This window comes from Elusimicrobiota bacterium, assembly GCA_026388075.1.
GTDB lineage: Bacteria > Elusimicrobiota > Endomicrobiia > Endomicrobiales > JAPLKN01 > JAPLKN01.
In genome coordinates, this window is the sequence record JAPLKN010000045.1 from 1 (window position 1) to 17,130 (window position 17,130).

Genomic DNA, 17,130 nt, shown 5'->3' on the forward strand with positions numbered 1-17,130 from the left:
AAACAAAACGGAGTTTGCCGTTTCTTGTTTTTTTGTCGCGCAGCATCATAAAAATCATAGTTTCCGGGCGCAATTTCTCTTTAAGCGAAACCGGAAGACCGATTTTCTTAAGCAGAGATTCAACTTTCTGCTGGTTTTCAAAGCTAAAAATCCTTTTTTTTACAGCTAGTCTTGAAGCCATATTCATGCCGATTGAAATTGCTTCGCCGTGAAGATATTTGTCATAATTTGTCAGAGTTTCTATTGCATGCCCGAAAGAATGGCCGAAATTTAAAATTTCTCTTAGCCCCTTATTTTCAAATTCGTCTTTTTCAACTACTCCGGCTTTAATCTTACAGCAATTATAAATTATATTTTTCCAATCGTTTGAGTCTATTTTATTTTTGCCGGAAACTTTTTTTTCAAGATGCTCGAAAAGTTTCTTATCAGAAATAATTCCGTACTTTACAACTTCCGAAAGGCCGTTTTTTATCTGTTTTTCCGGTAAAGTATTTAGTAATGAAACGTCTATTATTACCGCTTTCGGCTGGTAAAATGCTCCGATTAAATTTTTCCCTTCTTTAAGATCAACGCCAGTTTTTCCGCCGACGGATGAGTCCACCATAGCAAGAAGCGTTGTCGGTATTTGTATGTAAGGGATGCCGCGCATATAAGTCGCGGAAAAAAATCCCGCAATATCTCCGACAACCCCGCCTCCAAAAGCAATTACAGCACAAGATCTGTCAATCCTGGATTTTACCGCATTAAAATAGAGCTCTTTTAAGGTTTCAATATTTTTATAACTTTCACCGTCAGGTATGGCTATTGAATAAACACTGAAACCTGAAGTTTTCAAGCTCTTTTCAAGGGTATCAAAATACAGCTTCTTAACTACAGTGTTCGTAATTACAAATATTTTGCCTGAAATATTCAGCTTTTTAAGAAATATTCCGGCCTTTTTTATGCTTTCGCCGATAATTATGGGATATTTGCGTTCACCCAAATTAACAATTATTTTTTTCATACTGAAGATTATATATAAATTGAATAGGAATATCAACCCAGATTTTTCAACAGAAAAAATCTGCACGAAGTGCCGCACCATTAAAAAGCACTGAAAAATGAAGCACTTCAAATAGGAAGCAGATGGAAATCTTGCGAACATTTTCTTTGAACACGCTTAAAATGGTGCGGGGTTAATCCAGCCCGCCACGGGCGGGCTGTCCTTCGGGACAAATTTTGCAATCTATTGCAAAATTTTGGGTCAATTTGATTTATAGCTAAATATTTGCAAAAATATTAGCTAATATGAAACTTTGCGTAATTAACAAAAAAACCAACCAGGAAAAAAATAAAATACTTACGGAAAAGAAAAACCTGGACATGGAAAAGCTTTTTTCCGCCATTCCTTATGAAGAAAGGATTGCTTTTGTTCCTCACTGCTTAAGAAACAGCGAAAAATGCAAGGCCAAAGAGCGCGGCTCTTATTTTATTTGTATGGAATGCGGGGCCTGCAAAATTAGCAAAATCAGCAAAAAAGCTAAGGAATTGGGCTACAAAGGAATATTTATACTTAAAGGCGGGAGAACAATAGAAAAGCTGGTTAAGGAATTTAAGCCGAAAGCGGTTTTAGGCGTTGCTTGCTACTTTGAAGGGGCTCAAGGAATTGAGCTTCTTGATAATAATGGAGGAAAAGATAAAATAGCAGTTCAGTTTGTTCCTCTCACCAAAGACGGGTGCACAGATACTGATGTTAACTTGGATGTAGTCTTGAAGGCACTCAGCAAATAATCGGCTTTTCATAACAAAAGAAGCAGGAAGAACAAAAATTCTTCCTGCTTCTTATTTTTTGAATGTTATATTTATTTCTCTATTCTTATTGAAGTAAATGAACGGACAACATATGTGACTGCAATTATGAAAAATATCGCAGCGGCCATTCTGCTTAATATCGTTGGAAGTTCTATTGCCAGCTCTAGAGCCAGGAGGCCGAACAAAGTCGTAAATTTTATAATAGGATTCAACGAAACTGATGAAGTGTCTTTAAAAGGATCCCCTACGGTATCGCCTATCACGGTTGCTTTATGAAGATCCGTCCCTTTTTCTTTCAAATCAACCTCAACAACCTTTTTGGCATTATCCCATACCGCGCCTGCATTTGCCATAAATATCGCCTGGTAAAGGCCAAAAATAGCAATTGAAATAAGGTATCCGATAAAAAAGAACGGCTGCAAGCATGCAAAAGCAAGTGTAGTAAAAAATATCACTAAAAATATATTGAACATTCCTTTCTGGGCATATCTCGTACAGATTTCAACGACCTTTTTACTGTCCTCAATTGACGCTTTGATTGAACCCTCAAGCTTAATATTTGCTTTAATAAATTCAACAGCCCTGTAAGCCCCGCTTGTAACAGCGTGGGTTGATGCTCCGGTAAACCAGTAAATTACGGCTCCGCCGGAGAGAAGCCCAAGGAAAAACGGCGCATGAAGTATGGAAAGTTTATCCAAATTCTGGGCCAGCCCTTTGGTCAGCAAGACAATAATTGAAAATATCATTGTGGTTGCGCCGACTACCGCCGTTCCGATCAAAACTGGTTTTGCAGTTGCCTTGAAAGTGTTTCCTGCCCCGTCATTTGTTTCAAGAGTAATTTTTGCTTTAGAAAAATCGGGATCAAAACCGAAATCTTTTTTTATTTCTTGTTTTATATTCGGTATATTTTCAATCAGCGAAAGCTCATATATTGACTGGGCGTTGTCTGTAACTGGCCCGTATGAATCAACCGCAATTGTGACAGGCCCCATTCCAAGAAACCCGAACGCTACAAGGCCGAATGCAAAAACGGGTTCTGCTATCATCAGCTGGCTAAGTCCCATTTTACTAAAAATATATGCGACTGACATTAAAAAAATTATCGCAAAACCCATCCAGTATGCGCTGTAATTACCCGCAACAAAACCCGACAAAATATTCAAAGACGCGCCGCCATGCCTTGTTGAGTTAAGAACATTCTTAACAAACGCACTCTCGGTTGAAGTAAATATTTTTACTATTTCAGGGATTAGGGCGCCGGCAATCGTTCCGCAGGATATGATTGCTGCAAGCTTCCACCAAAGAGTACCGTCTCCTATATTGCCGATTATGAAATATGAAATAAAATATGTTATCGCTATAGAAACAAGGGATGTAATCCACACCAATGAGGTCAATGGATGCTCAAAGTTCATCTTTGTAGCTTTTGCATATTTAATTTCGGAAAATAACGAATTTACACCGTATGAAAAACTGCTTGCAATCAGCATGGCAAGACGCATTATGAATATCCAAACAAGAAGTTTCACTTGAATTATAGGGTCTTTCACGGCAAGCACTATAAAAGAAATAAGAGCAACACCTGTAACGCCGTAAGTTTCAAAACCGTCCGCCGTAGGCCCTACCGAGTCGCCGGCATTGTCTCCCGTGCAGTCCGCAATAACACCGGGGTTTCTCGCATCGTCTTCTTTGATACCGAAAACTATTTTCATAAGGTCAGAACCTATGTCAGCGATTTTCGTAAATATGCCTCCGGCTATACGAAGCACCGAAGCACCCAAAGATTCGCCTATGGCAAATCCGATGAAACACGGGCCTGAATAAGATGGATCAATGAAAAGCAAGATCACAAGCATCACAAAAAGCTCAATGCTTATTAAAAGCATCCCGATGCTTATTCCTGCACGAAGAGGAATTTCGCTCGTAGGGTAAGGAAGGCCTTTTAAGGAAGCAAAAGCGGTACGCGAATTAGCGAAAGTATTGATTCTCATGCCAAACCACGCAACCGAATAACTTCCTAGAATACCGATTATGCTGGCTAAAACTATTATTGCAATTTTTCCCGTTTCAAAATGTCTTAGGACGCCGAAGTAAACCACGATTATTATTGCAAGAAACAATTCAAGCATCATAAGAAATTTTCCCTGTGCTATAAGGTATGTTTTACATGTTTCATATATAAGCTCAGAAATTTCCTTCATTGCTTTGTGGACCGGCAGTTTTTTTACATGGAGATACTGCAGGAACCCAAATAAAAGGCCGCATAAACACAGCAACAAACCAAATGTTAAAAGGGTATGCCCGTTAACACCCAAAAAATTGACGGAACGCAAATCCGGCAATATCAATGATGCTTCGCTAGCAAACAGATTTGATGTAAGGAAAGTTGCAGCAAAGATTGCAACCAAAGAAAATAAAACTTTTTTCGTACGACAAAATAAACTCATAATTACTTCTCCTTTAACAAAAATATCCTGAAACAAATTAAAACACAACACTGTGTCTTACTGTTTGGATTGTATAATAGAAAGGTGATTCAAAAAAGAAAAAAGGCTTGTTTGCAAGCCTGACAAATTATAGAAAAAAGCCTTCAGGGTGTCAAATTGAGCTGCCGACTTGCGCTGATCCGCTTAAGTATCGGCGGATGGGTATATTCCATAAAAACTTTTACGGGATGAGGGGTAAGGTTACCGAGATTGTCAACGGTAAGCTTTTTAAGCGCGTTAATCATTGCATCAGGTTTTTTATAGGTTTCCGCCGCGTATCTATCCGCTTCATATTCATTTTTTCTTGAAAACCAGTTTCCGAAAATTGAAAGAATAAGATTTAAAGGCGAGTAAATAAAACCGAAGAAAATTATGCTTGAATAAATTGAAACATATTCCATTTTAAAAGCTTTTGCCAAACCTGTATTGTTGATAAACAAAGAAAGAATAAAAAACATCAGAGCGCTTTCCAGAAAGGATAAAATTATAGATTTTAAAATATGTTTCTTTTTATAATGTCCCATTTCATGAGCTAAAACCGAAACAAGCTCATCCGTAGTATGTTTTTGTATAAGCGTGTCAAACAGTACTATCCGCCTGAATTTTCCGAATCCTGTAAAAAACGCGTTTGATTTTGTCGATCGGCGGGAACCGTCCATTTTAAACAATCCCTTTATTTTAAAATTTTCTTTTTGAGCATAATCTTCAACCGATCTTTTCAAATCCCCGTCTTCCAACGGAATAAATTTATTAAATAACGGCATGATTAACACTGGGGCGATAAATGTCAGAAAAAGCTCAAATATTGAAAATGAAATCCAAAAATAAAACCATGCAAACTTCCCGAAAACCGCAAAAAACCATATAATACCGGCAAAAACAATGCCTCCAATAAAACCGCCTAAAATCCAGCCTTTTAAAATATCTGTTATGAATGTTTTTATCGTGGTTTTATTGAAACCGTATTTTTCTTCTATTATAAAAGTGTGGTAAGCCGAAAAAGGTATTTTAAGCAGCTGGAACCCCAACAAAAGCGTAAAAGCAAAAATAAGTCCGGTCAAAATACTGCCAAGCCCGTAACTCCGCGCAAATTTATCTACAATATCAAAACTGGCCGAAAAAATAAAAAAAATAATTATCAAAAGAAAAAAAGTATCCTGGAATATTCCAAAAATTGTGTTTTCTTTTAGGTATTTCTGGGAAGTTTCGTATCTTTGAGGATCGTAAACACCTTTGAATTCTTCGGGAAGTCCTGTTTTAAGGTTCCTAATATTTAGGTATTCAACCAGGACATCCAGCAGATATCCGCCAATCAGAATAGTTAATATAATGACTAAATATAAATTTATTTTGAACTCCATTTAATACAGTAGGCAGTCCTCGGACCCATAGGGTCCTATGGACCTGAGGGTAGATAGGTTTTAGTAGGTAGGAAAAATGAATTTAAAATATAGAATTTACAAATATTAACAAAGTAAAATTGCAGTTTCCTAATCCCTACCTACTATCTACTACCTACTGTATTATTCATTTGTTTTTCATTTCGCTTTCTTTCGGAAACTTTGCGGCATATTTTCTTATCCATTCAATCGCAGCCTGCGTACCGTTAAGCGCTCTCCCTTCCTTTTCTTTAACATCGTCCTTATACTGCTGTATATGGCATACCTGCTCAACCATTCTAATTCTAAACGCATCTATATCCTGAACAAATCTTATACCTACATCATAATGGTCATTTCTTTTTTTTGACCACATTACCTCGCCTTCTGCCTCAAAAATAGGTTTAATAAGCGGTATTTTTATATGGATTATTTTGCCCTTTTTTAATCCAATTTTTGATTTAAAACATAACCCTCCCGCGCTTATATCAATAAGATATTCATGCTCGGAAGCCGCTACCTCATCCATTTGAATTTCAATAGGAATATCTAGAGGATGCCTCGCGAAGTTTCTTCTTTCTTTGTATTCGCAGCTGTTTTCCATAACAAACCCCCTTTACGGCAGGTTAAGAATAAGACAGGCTGAGATAGAGCCAGAACACGACAGGTTAAGATTAAGGTTGAGTAAAGGTTTTAATAAAGACCTGATTTTTTCTTAACCTTAACCTGTTTCATTCTTAACCTAAACCTGCCTTTTTAGGCATTTTACTATTTCGCCGACATACATTCTGTGATAATCTTTTTTGGGATAATTCAGTTCAATTTTTGTATCTAAAAAATTTTGCGGATTTATATCATTAAAATATATTTTTTTGCACTCAATAGCCAGATCTGCCTAATCAAAACACACATTCCCAATACTTGTTTTTCTTGCTGTAAGCCCTTTTACAGCCATTTTATTAACTTTATTTCCCGAATTTGTTCCGCAGAAATTCAATATATCGCGGTATTTTTCATCAAAGAATGAAAGAGTAAAATAGTTTGCTTTTTCAACAAATTGATAGGTATGCCGTGTTGGCCTGATAAAGCAGAAACATACATTTTTATCCCAAAGAACTCCTTGCCCGCCCCAGCTAGCAGTCATCATATTATAGGAGTCAATGTTTCCGGCAGTAATTAACATCCAGCCATCGTTAATTAGCTTGAAAACATTTGCACTTATTTCTTTGGGGTCTATTTCAATAAAATCGGTGCTGGCCATTATTAGACGGCTACCTTGATAACGCCTTTTCTCAAACTGTTTTCATGCGAAAGAGGGGCGTGACAGTCTTCCGGAAAAAATATGGCAAAGTCGCCCGGCCTCAGCTTAAAATAAAAGTCAGGCTCATCAGAAAAAGATTCCACGTCCTTGCCCGGCTCGGGCATTTCAATGATTTTTTTGCATTCGTCAAACGATCGCCAGCCGATTTCGTCAGTTCCTTCTAAAACAAAATGTATGTCTATATACTCGCTGTGTTTTTCAAGTTTTGATTCCTTTTTTCCTTTCCCTTTTTGTCTTGCAATTGTTACATAAACAATATTTCCGGCAATCTGATGCCGGCCGTCAGGTATAAAAGAAAGATTCTCCTTTTTTAAAAACTCAAAGGCATCTTTGAATCCGGGATGAATTTTTACATAACGGTTAGAATTTGAAATTTTATCAACAATCATATTTTTATTTCTTCAATGAATTTATGCAGTTTCTGGCGATATAAAGGTTTAATTCAAACAGTTTTTCCTTTTTTTATATGTTACAACTTTTTTAGATAAACCGCAACATTTCAGGAAAGCAAGAATATTGATGGTGTTTAGAAAAGAAAGATAATTTTTTATAGAAAAAATCGCTCTTATATTTGCGATCTATTTTTTGGGACCGCTATTTTTTTTGAACGAGTTAATATGCCGTTTAATATACCAAACTATACCTGCAACTATGACTATTCCTATAACTAAATCAAATTTATGGAAATATACTTTTAAGTAGTCCCAGTGTTCTCCTAAACGTTTTCCAATCCATGCCAAAACCAAACACCATATATATGAACCTACAAAAGTATAAACTATAAAAGGAAACATTTTCATTCTGGCTACACCTGCAGGAAAAGCAATAAATGTTCTTATCACCGGAAGAAGCCTCGCAAAAAAAACGGTTATATCGCCGTGCTTTTCAAACCAGCGGTCAGCCATATCAAGATCGTGATGCGAGATTAAGACATATTTCCCGTACTTTTCAATCCAAACTCTCCCGCCCCACATACCCGCATAATAGGCTACTATGGATCCTAAAACACAGCCAATTGCGCCCATAAGCGCTACTATCCATAAATTGAATGCTCCTTGTGAAACCAGATAACCCGAAAAAGGCATAATTACTTCCGAAGGCAGAGGTATGCAGGCGCTTTCTATAGCCATAAGCAAAACAATTCCGATGTATCCCATTCTATTTATTGTTGAAATAATAAAAAGTGAAAGAATTGTTAGAATTTTCGTTACCACTGAAAGCTCCTTGAAAATTTGAAAAGTATTTGCTTAATCCTTCTTCGCCCTCCGTAGCTGTTGAAGCAATAAAGCGAATAGCTTTGTCTGCTGCTGAACGCCAAGCGCAGGAGGGACCACTTACCCCTTACCACTGTTTTAGGAAGTTGAATACTACATTTTTATTTCAATATTGTCAAAATATGGAGAGGTTAATTCTGCTTTGCGAAGGCGGGTTGAAAGCAATCTCAAAATAAAGTAGAATAGCCAAAGACGGCAGTAAATATTTTTTTATCTTTTTATTGAAAGGAGCAAAAGATGCCGCAAACTGTCAAAATTAATTATTCAAATTGCCTAAACCCTTTTATCGGAGAAACAGGAATTGACATTAAAGATATTGAAGCGCTTCAACCGTCAATTAATAAAGCTTACGAATCCATACAAAACCAGAAAAAGCAGGGAAAACTGGGTTTTATGGAGCTTCCTTACAAAACAGATCTCGCTAAAAAGATAAAAACGGCGGCAAAATTAGTGTCTTCAAAATTTGAAAACTTTGTAGTTATCGGTATCGGCGGTTCCGCTTTAGGAAACATCGCTCTTCAGCAGGCGCTCAGGCACCCTTACTGGAATCTTTTAGATAAGAAAAGCCGTAAAGGAGGCTTGAAACTTTTTGTCCCGGACAATGTTGATCCGGACCTTATATCAGGTTTATGCGACGTTTTAGACGTTAAAAAAACCATTTTTAACGTTATATCTAAAGCGGGTTCAACTGCTGAATGCCTTGCAAACTATTTTATTTTAAAGAAAATTCTTAAAAATAAAGTCGGAAAAAAATATAACCAACACTTAATAATTACAACCGACCCTGTAAAAGGCTATCTCAGAGAAACGGTAATAAAAGAAAACCTTTTAAGCTTTGAGGTCCCGCCAAACGTGGGCGGAAGATTTTCAGTGTTGTCGCCCGTCGGCCTAGTTTCTGCCGCTTTTTCAGGAATTGATATTGAAAAGCTTCTTTTGGGTGCAAAAATTATGGACGAAAAGTGCTCAACCCCGGAAATAATGAGAAATCCCGCGGCTCTTTACGCGCTCATTCAATACCTTTTTTATTGGAAAGGCAGGCCGATGTCGGTTATGATGCCTTATTCAAACGCGTTATACGGAATTGCCGACTGGTACCGCCAGCTTTGGGCTGAAAGTCTCGGCAAAAAAACTAACAGAAAAAACAATAAGGTGTTTGTCGGGCCTACGCCCATAAAGGCTTTGGGCGCAACTGACCAGCATTCACAGGTTCAGCTTTATATTGAAGGCCCTCAGGACAAAATTATTACATTTCTTTCAGTAGAAAAGTTCAATAAAAAAGTTTTAATCCCCTCTTTTGATAAACATTACTTGGGAGGAAGAACTTTAAACGAACTTTTGAAAGCTGAAGAAGAAGCCACAAGGCTCGCCCTGACTCAGGAAGGAAGGCCAAACATTACATTGTCGTTACCGGACATTTCTCCTGAAACTGTCGGGCAAACGCTATACCTTTTGGAACTTGCTACCGCATTTGCCGGAGAGCTTTTTGACATAAACGCGTTTGACCAGCCCGGAGTAGAGCTGGGCAAACAGCTTACCTATGCATTGATGGGCAGATCGGGCTATGAAGAAAAGAAAAAAGAAATTGAACTTAATCTTTCAAATTCAAAAAACTCAAATTATATTGTTTAGTTCAGGACAAAAAAAATGCGTATTGTCGTTAAAATCGGAACCAACACTTTAACAAAAAAGAACGGCGAGCTTGATAACGAGCAAATTACATCTTTTGCAAAAGACACCGCAAAACTTGTTAAAGTTGGCCACCAAGTCTTGATTGTTACCTCCGGCGCTATCGGCGCAGGCATGGGAAAGCTGGGCTTTAAAAACAGGCCTTCTTCGCTGCAGGAAAAACAAGCGCTTGCCGCCGTCGGCCAGCCTCTTTTGATGGACATATACCAGGACGCGTTTTCAAAGCTGGGCTTAACTATCGCTCAGGTTCTTTTAACTCGTCACGATTTTGATGACCGCAAAAAATATATTAATGCGAGAAACACTCTTAACTCGCTGCTGAAATTAGGCGTTATCCCCATTATTAATGAAAATGACACCGTCGCAGTAGAAGAAATTAATTTCGGCGATAATGACACTTTGTCCGCTCTGGTTGCTTCCGGAGTTTCTGCGGACTGGCTTTTTATTCTTACTGATGTTGAAGGCCTTTATAAAGGAGTTCCCGGAAAAAGCGAGCTTATTCATACGGTTGATGCGATTACTCCCGAAATAGAAAAATATGCTTCGGGCGTTTCGGGAAGCGGCAAGGGTGTCGGCGGAATGAAAACAAAAATTTCTGCGGCAAATATTGCCACCAAAACCGGCGTTAAAACCGTTATAGCTAACGGTACCGAAGAAATGATAATTCAAAAAATATTGGACGGAGAAAAACGCGGAACTATTTTTTTGCCTTCAAAAAAGCTTGAAGCACGCAAACACTGGATTGCTTTTGGCCCCAAATGCAAAGGAAAAATAATTATTGATGAAGGAGCGGCCAAAGCGCTGTTAAAAGGAGGAAAAAGCCTTCTTCCTTCCGGTGTTATTGGTACGGAAGGAACGTTTAGCGCGGGCGACACCGTAAGCATTATCGGACACGATAAAAAAGAAGTTGCCAGAGGTATGGTCAACTATTCAAAGGACTTCATAGAAAAGATAAAAGGCAAAAAATCCGCAGAAATACAAAAAATGTTTTCTGAGGCAATTTTTGATGAAGTTATTCATAGAGATAACCTGGTAATCCTTGACTAACCTTTTTTTCTAAATAGCCACAAAAAAACATCTATATGGATCTTTTTTTCAAGTTATTCGGCACTCCTAAAGAAGAAATAAAACTTCACTGCATAATTTGCCCCTCAAATGATCAATCCCTTTTTTCTTCAAACAAATCTTGCAAACAAAGCCGGGGCCTTTTTTTCAGCGTTTTAAATACATCTTTTGCCAGCATAATTTCAACAAGAAATAATTTTTTAATCGGAGACTGCGTTCTTGCGTTAAAAGACACCGCTTGTAAAAATATTTATTTATTTGGAAGCTGTGCGGGCACCGGAAATATGAATATCGGAGATAAAGTAATTGTTGAAAATTCATACTCTCTTGATAGCTTTACTCAAATGACAAAAAATAGCAATAATTTTGAAGTTTGCAGTGCAAACAAAGAATTGCTTGATAAATTAATATCTTTTGGCGCCAATGAAAACCTCATGTCTGTTAACTGCGCGACTGTAAGCTCCTTGCTTCTTGAGGAAAAATACCTGGGCTATTTCGCTGAACAAAAAATCTCATGCATAGATATGGAAACATCAATAGTTTTTTCAGCCGCAGCCCTGACCAAAAAAAATGCAGTATCGCTTCTTTATGTGACGGATATTTTAAGCAAAAAAAAGTTTCATGAAGCTCTTTCCCAGAAAGAAAAATCAAGCATTTTAAATTCACGCAAATCGCTTTCAAACCTTATCATTAACTTTATCAAAAATGATATCCGTTAAAAAAATAGAATCATATGTTTCCAAAAATTTCAGCCGGTTCGGAATAAACAAATCCAGAGAAATATCACGCCTAATTTTTGAAATTGCAAAAAGCCGCGCCGTTTCTTTAGAAGATCTTAAAATCCCGGATGACGAAAAAAATTTTAATAAAATAAAATCTTACCTTTTAGAAATGAGATACCCTTTAACTTTCGGCAAAACCCCTAAAGATGAGTTTTATTTGCCGCAAGTAACAATTAACCAAAAAGCGCAGGCAAATATTTCTAAATTCAAATTTTATCCCAAAAATATTTTTATAGAAAAGTCAGTTTTTAACCACCCTCTTTCACGAAATATTCTAAAAATTTTCTCCGAATCTAAAATTCAGGCTATTTCATCTTTAAAAGAATATTCAAGCAATTATTCTTTCAATTTGAAGGACTATAATAAAAGAACTGAAAACCTTTTTCTGGTGCGTGAAAATTATGATTTTTTTAAGGCTTGTCCCTGCACTTCCAATGTTTTGCCCTGCAATTATTATCTTATAAACCTTGGTTTCGGATGCCCGTTTGAATGCAGTTATTGTTTTCTGCAAGGCTATCAGAATTTCCCGGGCATTATCATACCGACAAATATTGAAAGTTTTTTTGAAAAATTTAAACCCTCCGATCTTAAACCAGGAATGTTTCAGTTCCCAAGAATAGGCAGCGGAGAATTTACCGACTCTTTAGTTTTTGACCATATAACAGGATTTTCAAAAAAAATCATTGAATATTTTTCAAAGTATTCGGACATATACTTTGAATTCAAGACAAAAAGCTCAAATATCGGAAATATTTTATCCTCTCTCCCTTCAAAAAATATTGTTGTTTCATGGTCATTGAATCCCCAAAAAATAATTGACGAAAATGAATTTTATACTGCTTCTCTTGAAGAAAGGATAGAATCAGCCAAAAAATGCGCAGATGCAGGTTTCAGTTTAGGATTTCATTTTGATCCGATTTTTTACTGTGAAGGCTGGGAAAAGGACTATTTTGGCGTTATTGAGAAAATCTTTTCAAAAATATCGCCTGAAAAAGTGCTCTGGATAAGTTTGGGGACATTCAGGATGCCGAAAGAACTTAAAAAAGCAATAGAAAACCGTTTTCCAAACAACAAAATTCTTGATGCCGAACTGCTTTTAGGAAAAGATCTAAAACTTCGTTATTCTCAAGATGTAAGGATAGAAATTTACAGTAAAATGGTAAAAGGAATCAGAAAGTTTTCGAATAAAAGCATTATTTATCTTTGTATGGAACCCAAAGAAGTCTGGGAAAAAAGCGGCCTAACAAATTGATCTTCTTTTTCCTTGACTTTTCAGTAATTAATTTGTAGAAGTATCTCAATAAACCCTGTTAGAAATTGTTGGCTGAAACGTTGATTCAGACAGGGGCTTAACCGTATGTCTAAGCTAGCTAAAATTTCTAACGGGGTAAATAAGCACTCTTATGAAAACAATTTTTCGTTATTTTTTCATTTTTTCTTTTGTTGTAACTGTTTTTGCAGGACTCATTTTTTGTTCGGAATATGAACAAGCAGATACCCCCTCTTTGGCTTTTACTTCCGGAACAGAAATTTTTCGCGCTGCCGTAGATGAAATTACTATCAATACGAGCAATGATTTTGCTACTAAAGAAAAGCTGAATTACTATTCTCTAAATTTCAAAACACAAAATATTTATCTTTCCGCTGCGTATATCACCTTTTATGATTCTTTTTTCATCCCTTCCTTTGTTTCAAAAAGAATTATCCCCCTGGCTAGAGATTCTCTAGTCCCTTAATTAATCCCTATTCTTCTTTCCAAAATATTAATAAATGGAGGTGATTAATAATGAAACGCATTTTTGTATTGTTGTTGTTAGTTAGTTTCGTAGTTGGCGCAACTGCATTTTGTGCAGAACAAAAAGTAGCAACACCTGCAACGCCAGCGACTCCGGCAGCTCCGGCCAAGCCTGCTGTTCCGGTAAAAAAAGCGAAAAAAGCAAAAAAAGCAGCGAAAGCCATTCCTGCAAAACCAGCGGCACCGGTTATGCCTACCGAACCAGCAGTTAAGTAATTTTATCCTAAAAAAACAGCCCTCTGTTATATCAAATATGACAGGGGGCTTTCCTTTTTCCTTGATAAAAACAGGTAATTTTGGTATAACCTAACAAAATGAATACAAATATTTCGCAATTTTCAAAATTTGAGATTCCTTTTCAAAAAATCCTATTTAGGCTAGGATTTTTGAACGGAAAAACCATATTAGACAAGAAATTAGAAAATCTCATAAAAGAGGAAGTAAAGCTGGCGCAAAAACTAATAAATCCGAAACAGATTATCTCAAATTCTTATATTGAATTTATCGGTCCTGGCGAGATTTCTCTTGAACCTCACTTTAAAATTAAAAGCAGCGATATCCACAATTTATTTCACGGATGCGTAAAAGCATACGGTTTTGCCGTCACCATAGGCCCTGCTCTTGAGAAAAAAAGGGACTACTATATATCTCTAAAAGAAGCAACAAAAGCGCTTGTTTTGGATGCTGTCGGATCAGTTGTTGTTGAAGAACTTGCAGAAATTACCGATAACCAGATAGCCGAAAATGTTTCAAAAGAAGACTTGAGTTTGACTTTAAGATTTTCCCCCGGATACGGCGACTGGGATATTTCGGGACAAAAAGATTTCTTTAAATGGCTCGGAGCAGAAAAAATCGGCATTAAACTAACAGACAAGTTCCAGATGCTGCCTGAAAAGTCCGTATCGGCAATAGTCGGAGCAAAAAGAAATGGATAGGAAAGAATTTAGAAAACTTATTTTGGAAAAAATAATAATTTTAGACGGCGCAACCGGAACCGAACTTCAGAAAAGAAATTTTCTGGACGGAATCAGAGCGCCGGAAGAACTGAATATTAAATATCCCGAACGAATACAGGCCGTATATTCGGATTATTTTTCTTCAGGTTCTGATGCAGTGCTTTCAAACACTTTCGGAGCAAATCGGCTAAAACTTAAAGATTTCGGCCTTGAAAACAGGCTTGAAGAAATAAACATTAAAGGGATTGAACTTGCAAAACAAATCGCCAAAAAACATAACGGCCTTGTAATTGGAGATATCGGGCCGTTGGGCTCTTATCTTACCCCTTTAGGGCCGATATCTTTTGATCAAGCTTATGAAATATTTGCTGAACAGGCAAAAGCCATAGCAAAAGCTAAACCTGATATTATCGTTGTTGAAACAATGGCTGAGATCAGGGAACTAAAAAGCGCTGTTTTAGCGGTAAAAGATAATTTTGACGGCCCGGTTATCGCTCAAATGACTTTTACTTCTGACGGAACAACCGTTACAGGGACCGGCCTTTTGGCTTTCCTGTCCGTTATAGAATCAATCGGAGCGGACGCTATCGGCTTAAACTGTTCTGTGGGCCCGAAAGAACTTGTTAAACTTGCAAAGACATTGGCACAATATTCAAACATCCCAATTTCTTTCAAACCGAATGCAGGAATGCCAAAACTTATCAATAGGGAAACAATATTTCCCGGAACTGCCCAAGAATTCGTAAAAAATTGTGAAAAGGCCTATTCTTTAGGAGTAAATTTAGTCGGCGGTTGCTGCGGCACTACTCCTGAATTTATTAAAGAGCTTGCAAAAAAATTAAAAAACAAAAAACCCGTCCAGCGCAATGTTAAAGAAAGTTTCTTGCTTTCCTCCAGAACAAAAGCTATAGACCTTCAGGATTTTAAGGAAATAGTAAAAATCGGAGAAAGGATAAATCCGACCGGAAAAAAATATTTTCAAGACGAACTTTTTGAAGGAAATTTTACAACAATAAGAAACGAAGCAAAAAACCAAGTTAAAGCCGGAGCAGATATTCTTGACTTGAATTTGGGACTTCCCGGAGTTGACGAAAAAGCTCTTATGGTAAAAGCGATAGAAGAGATACAAGAAACCGTATCAGTTCCACTTTGCCTGGACTCAAGCTCTGCAACAGTTTTAGAGGCCGGGCTTAAAGCTTGTGCTGGAAAACCTATTATTAATTCCGTTAACGGCGAAAAAGAAAAACTGGATAAAATTATTCCTCTTGCCAAGCGGTACGGAGCAGCCCTTATAGCGCTCACAACTGATGAAAACGGTCTGCCTAAAACCGCTAAAGAAAGAATAGGCATAGCGAAGAAAATACTTGAAAAGACAAAGGAATATGGAATAAAAGAATCCGAAATAATTTTTGATTTTCTTGCCATTGCGGTAAGCGCATCACAAAGTCAGGCAGTAGAAACTTTGGAAGCAATCAAAGAAGCTAAAAAACTGTTTCCAAAAGCAAGTTTCAGCCTTGGAATATCAAATATATCGTTCGGGCTTCCCAACAGGCAGGCATTAAATTCAACTTTTTTGAAACTTGCTAAAAAAGCAGGACTAAATATCGCAATATTAAATCCGAAAGAAAACTGGAACATTGATGACTCCGAAGCAAGAGATCTGCTTCTAAATAAAGATCTCGGAGGCCAAAAATATATTAAAAAGCACTCGTCTTTTGTTAATAAAACCGTTGAAACAAAAAAAGAAAATCTTTTGCCGGATGCAAAACTTTTTAGTTATATCATTGAAGGAAACCGCGAAGAAATACCTAAAATTACAAAAGAGGCCCTTGCCTTAGGCAAAACCCCTGTTCAAATTTCTAACGAAATTATTTTAAAAGCATTAAACGAAGTAGGCGAAAAATTCAGAAATAAAGAATATTTTCTTCCCCAGGTTATAAGGTCGGCTGAAGCAGCTCAAGCCGCTTTTTCCGTTATAAAACCTTTAATTAGAAAAGAAGGAAGTAATGCTCAAGATAAAAAAATAGTCGTCGCAACCGTAAAAGGAGATTTCCACGATATCGGAAAAAACATTGTTGCGGCAGTTTTAGAAAGTTTCGGCTGGGAAATAATTGATCTTGGAAAAAATGTTGAAAGTGAAACAATTTTAGAAACAGCCGTAAAAGAAAATGCAAAATTGATCGCGCTTTCCGCTCTTATGACTACCACAATGATAGAAATGGAAAACGTAATAAAGGAAAGAAACAAAAAAGGGCTATCTGTCAAAATAATTGTCGGCGGGGCGCCGGTAACTGAAAGATTTGCAAAAGAAATAGGAGCTGACGGATACGCAAAAGATGCCGTAGAAACCGCAAAACTTGCCGAAAATCTTATATTGAAAATGTCTGAAATCAAGTAGTGTCACCCCGTCCGCCCTGGGCGGATCGGGGTCCAGCCCTTGCTTGTTGTCATCCCGGGCATAAAGGTTAAAAAGTGTTGCTATTTTTGACAGTTTTGAAGTAGCAAAACCATTTTAAGTAACTAATTTTATGCCTTTCAGAAAGACCGCGATGATTTCTATATTGATGCTTTATTTGCGAAAAGAAGCCTTCTAAG

General features: G+C 37.1%; 15 protein-coding genes and 1 pseudogene. 9 read left to right on the forward strand and 7 right to left on the reverse strand.

Translation table 11 applies throughout. The features are described from left to right. On the reverse strand, positions 1 to 1,003 hold a 1,003-nt coding region (aroB, locus tag NT145_02075; GenBank protein ID MCX5781481.1), incomplete at its 3' end, for a 3-dehydroquinate synthase. 284 nt (positions 1,004 to 1,287) lie between these two features. Between aroB and NT145_02080 the strand changes: the two genes are divergently transcribed. Then, entirely contained in the window at positions 1,288 to 1,770 is a 483-nt protein-coding gene (locus tag NT145_02080; protein ID MCX5781482.1) for a DUF116 domain-containing protein, read from the forward strand. Positions 1,771 to 1,841: 71 nt separating this feature from the next. Here NT145_02080 and NT145_02085 read toward each other — a convergent pair whose 3' ends face one another. From NT145_02085 to NT145_02110, 6 genes and pseudogenes are all read right to left on the reverse strand, one after another. Then, positions 1,842 to 4,238 carry a sodium-translocating pyrophosphatase gene (locus tag NT145_02085; GenBank protein ID MCX5781483.1) on the reverse strand — a complete coding sequence of 799 codons (2,397 nt, stop codon included), beginning with the start codon at positions 4,236 to 4,238 and terminating at the stop codon, positions 1,842 to 1,844. 143 nt (positions 4,239 to 4,381) lie between these two features. After that, entirely contained in the window at positions 4,382 to 5,638 is a 1,257-nt protein-coding gene (locus tag NT145_02090) for a M48 family metallopeptidase (protein MCX5781484.1), read from the reverse strand. A gap of 166 nt (positions 5,639 to 5,804) precedes the next feature. Beyond that, positions 5,805 to 6,260: a PilZ domain-containing protein gene (locus NT145_02095; protein ID MCX5781485.1), complete on the reverse strand. Its 456-nt coding sequence runs from the start codon at positions 6,258 to 6,260 to the stop codon at positions 5,805 to 5,807. A 138-nt stretch (positions 6,261 to 6,398) separates the two neighbouring features. Then, positions 6,399 to 6,917 (reverse strand): annotated as a pseudogene (locus tag NT145_02100) (flavin reductase). 2 nt (positions 6,918 to 6,919) lie between these two features. Further along, the gene (locus NT145_02105; GenBank protein MCX5781486.1) at positions 6,920 to 7,366 is read right to left on the reverse strand and encodes a YhcH/YjgK/YiaL family protein; all 447 of its coding nucleotides are present in this window, start codon (positions 7,364 to 7,366) and stop codon (positions 6,920 to 6,922) included. Positions 7,367 to 7,555: 189 nt separating this feature from the next. Next, positions 7,556 to 8,191 carry a DedA family protein gene (locus NT145_02110; GenBank protein ID MCX5781487.1) on the reverse strand — a complete coding sequence of 212 codons (636 nt, stop codon included), beginning with the start codon at positions 8,189 to 8,191 and terminating at the stop codon, positions 7,556 to 7,558. A 297-nt stretch (positions 8,192 to 8,488) separates the two neighbouring features. On the opposite strand from NT145_02110, the gene NT145_02115 reads away from it, so the two are divergent. From NT145_02115 to NT145_02150, 8 genes are all read left to right on the forward strand, one after another. Next, positions 8,489 to 9,880, forward strand: coding sequence for a glucose-6-phosphate isomerase (locus NT145_02115; protein MCX5781488.1), 1,392 nt, complete (start codon positions 8,489 to 8,491; stop codon positions 9,878 to 9,880). Between the two features lie 15 nt (positions 9,881 to 9,895). Beyond that, positions 9,896 to 10,984 (forward strand): glutamate 5-kinase, encoded by a 1,089-nt coding sequence (gene proB / locus NT145_02120; GenBank protein ID MCX5781489.1) that lies wholly within the window; start codon positions 9,896 to 9,898, stop codon positions 10,982 to 10,984. A 35-nt stretch (positions 10,985 to 11,019) separates the two neighbouring features. Then, positions 11,020 to 11,721 (forward strand): hypothetical protein, encoded by a 702-nt coding sequence (locus NT145_02125; protein ID MCX5781490.1) that lies wholly within the window; start codon positions 11,020 to 11,022, stop codon positions 11,719 to 11,721. Further along, positions 11,708 to 13,036 carry a hypothetical protein gene (locus NT145_02130; protein MCX5781491.1) on the forward strand — a complete coding sequence of 443 codons (1,329 nt, stop codon included), beginning with the start codon at positions 11,708 to 11,710 and terminating at the stop codon, positions 13,034 to 13,036. Before NT145_02125 ends, NT145_02130 begins: the two co-directional genes overlap by 14 nt. 151 nt (positions 13,037 to 13,187) lie before the next feature. Next, positions 13,188 to 13,520 (forward strand): hypothetical protein, encoded by a 333-nt coding sequence (locus NT145_02135; GenBank protein MCX5781492.1) that lies wholly within the window; start codon positions 13,188 to 13,190, stop codon positions 13,518 to 13,520. Between the two features lie 50 nt (positions 13,521 to 13,570). Further along, positions 13,571 to 13,795, forward strand: coding sequence for a hypothetical protein (locus tag NT145_02140; protein MCX5781493.1), 225 nt, complete (start codon positions 13,571 to 13,573; stop codon positions 13,793 to 13,795). A gap of 170 nt (positions 13,796 to 13,965) precedes the next feature. Continuing rightward, positions 13,966 to 14,514, forward strand: a complete 549-nt coding sequence (locus tag NT145_02145) for a hypothetical protein (protein MCX5781494.1) — start codon at positions 13,966 to 13,968, stop codon at positions 14,512 to 14,514. Continuing rightward, on the forward strand, positions 14,507 to 16,933 hold the full coding sequence (locus NT145_02150) for a homocysteine S-methyltransferase family protein (protein MCX5781495.1): 2,427 nt from the start codon (positions 14,507 to 14,509) through the stop codon (positions 16,931 to 16,933). The genes NT145_02145 and NT145_02150 overlap by 8 nt, the downstream gene beginning before the upstream one ends. The last annotated feature ends 197 nt before the right edge of the window (positions 16,934 to 17,130 follow it).

Bases quoted from the DNA above. Each gene is read 5' to 3' on its own strand.
- NT145_02115 (MCX5781488.1), top strand. From the start codon at position 8,489: ATGCCGCAAACTGTCAAAATTAATTATTCAAATTGCCTAAACCCTTTT.
- NT145_02085 (MCX5781483.1), bottom strand. From the start codon at position 4,238: ATGAGTTTATTTTGTCGTACGAAAAAAGTTTTATTTTCTTTGGTTGCA.
- NT145_02090 (MCX5781484.1), bottom strand. From the start codon at position 5,638: ATGGAGTTCAAAATAAATTTATATTTAGTCATTATATTAACTATTCTG.
- NT145_02095 (MCX5781485.1), bottom strand. From the start codon at position 6,260: ATGGAAAACAGCTGCGAATACAAAGAAAGAAGAAACTTCGCGAGGCAT.
- NT145_02140 (MCX5781493.1), top strand. From the start codon at position 13,571: ATGAAACGCATTTTTGTATTGTTGTTGTTAGTTAGTTTCGTAGTTGGC.
- NT145_02080 (MCX5781482.1), top strand. From the start codon at position 1,288: ATGAAACTTTGCGTAATTAACAAAAAAACCAACCAGGAAAAAAATAAA.
- NT145_02105 (MCX5781486.1), bottom strand. From the start codon at position 7,366: ATGATTGTTGATAAAATTTCAAATTCTAACCGTTATGTAAAAATTCAT.
- proB (MCX5781489.1), top strand. From the start codon at position 9,896: ATGCGTATTGTCGTTAAAATCGGAACCAACACTTTAACAAAAAAGAAC.
- NT145_02150 (MCX5781495.1), top strand. From the start codon at position 14,507: ATGGATAGGAAAGAATTTAGAAAACTTATTTTGGAAAAAATAATAATT.
- NT145_02125 (MCX5781490.1), top strand. From the start codon at position 11,020: ATGGATCTTTTTTTCAAGTTATTCGGCACTCCTAAAGAAGAAATAAAA.
- NT145_02130 (MCX5781491.1), top strand. From the start codon at position 11,708: ATGATATCCGTTAAAAAAATAGAATCATATGTTTCCAAAAATTTCAGC.
- NT145_02135 (MCX5781492.1), top strand. From the start codon at position 13,188: ATGAAAACAATTTTTCGTTATTTTTTCATTTTTTCTTTTGTTGTAACT.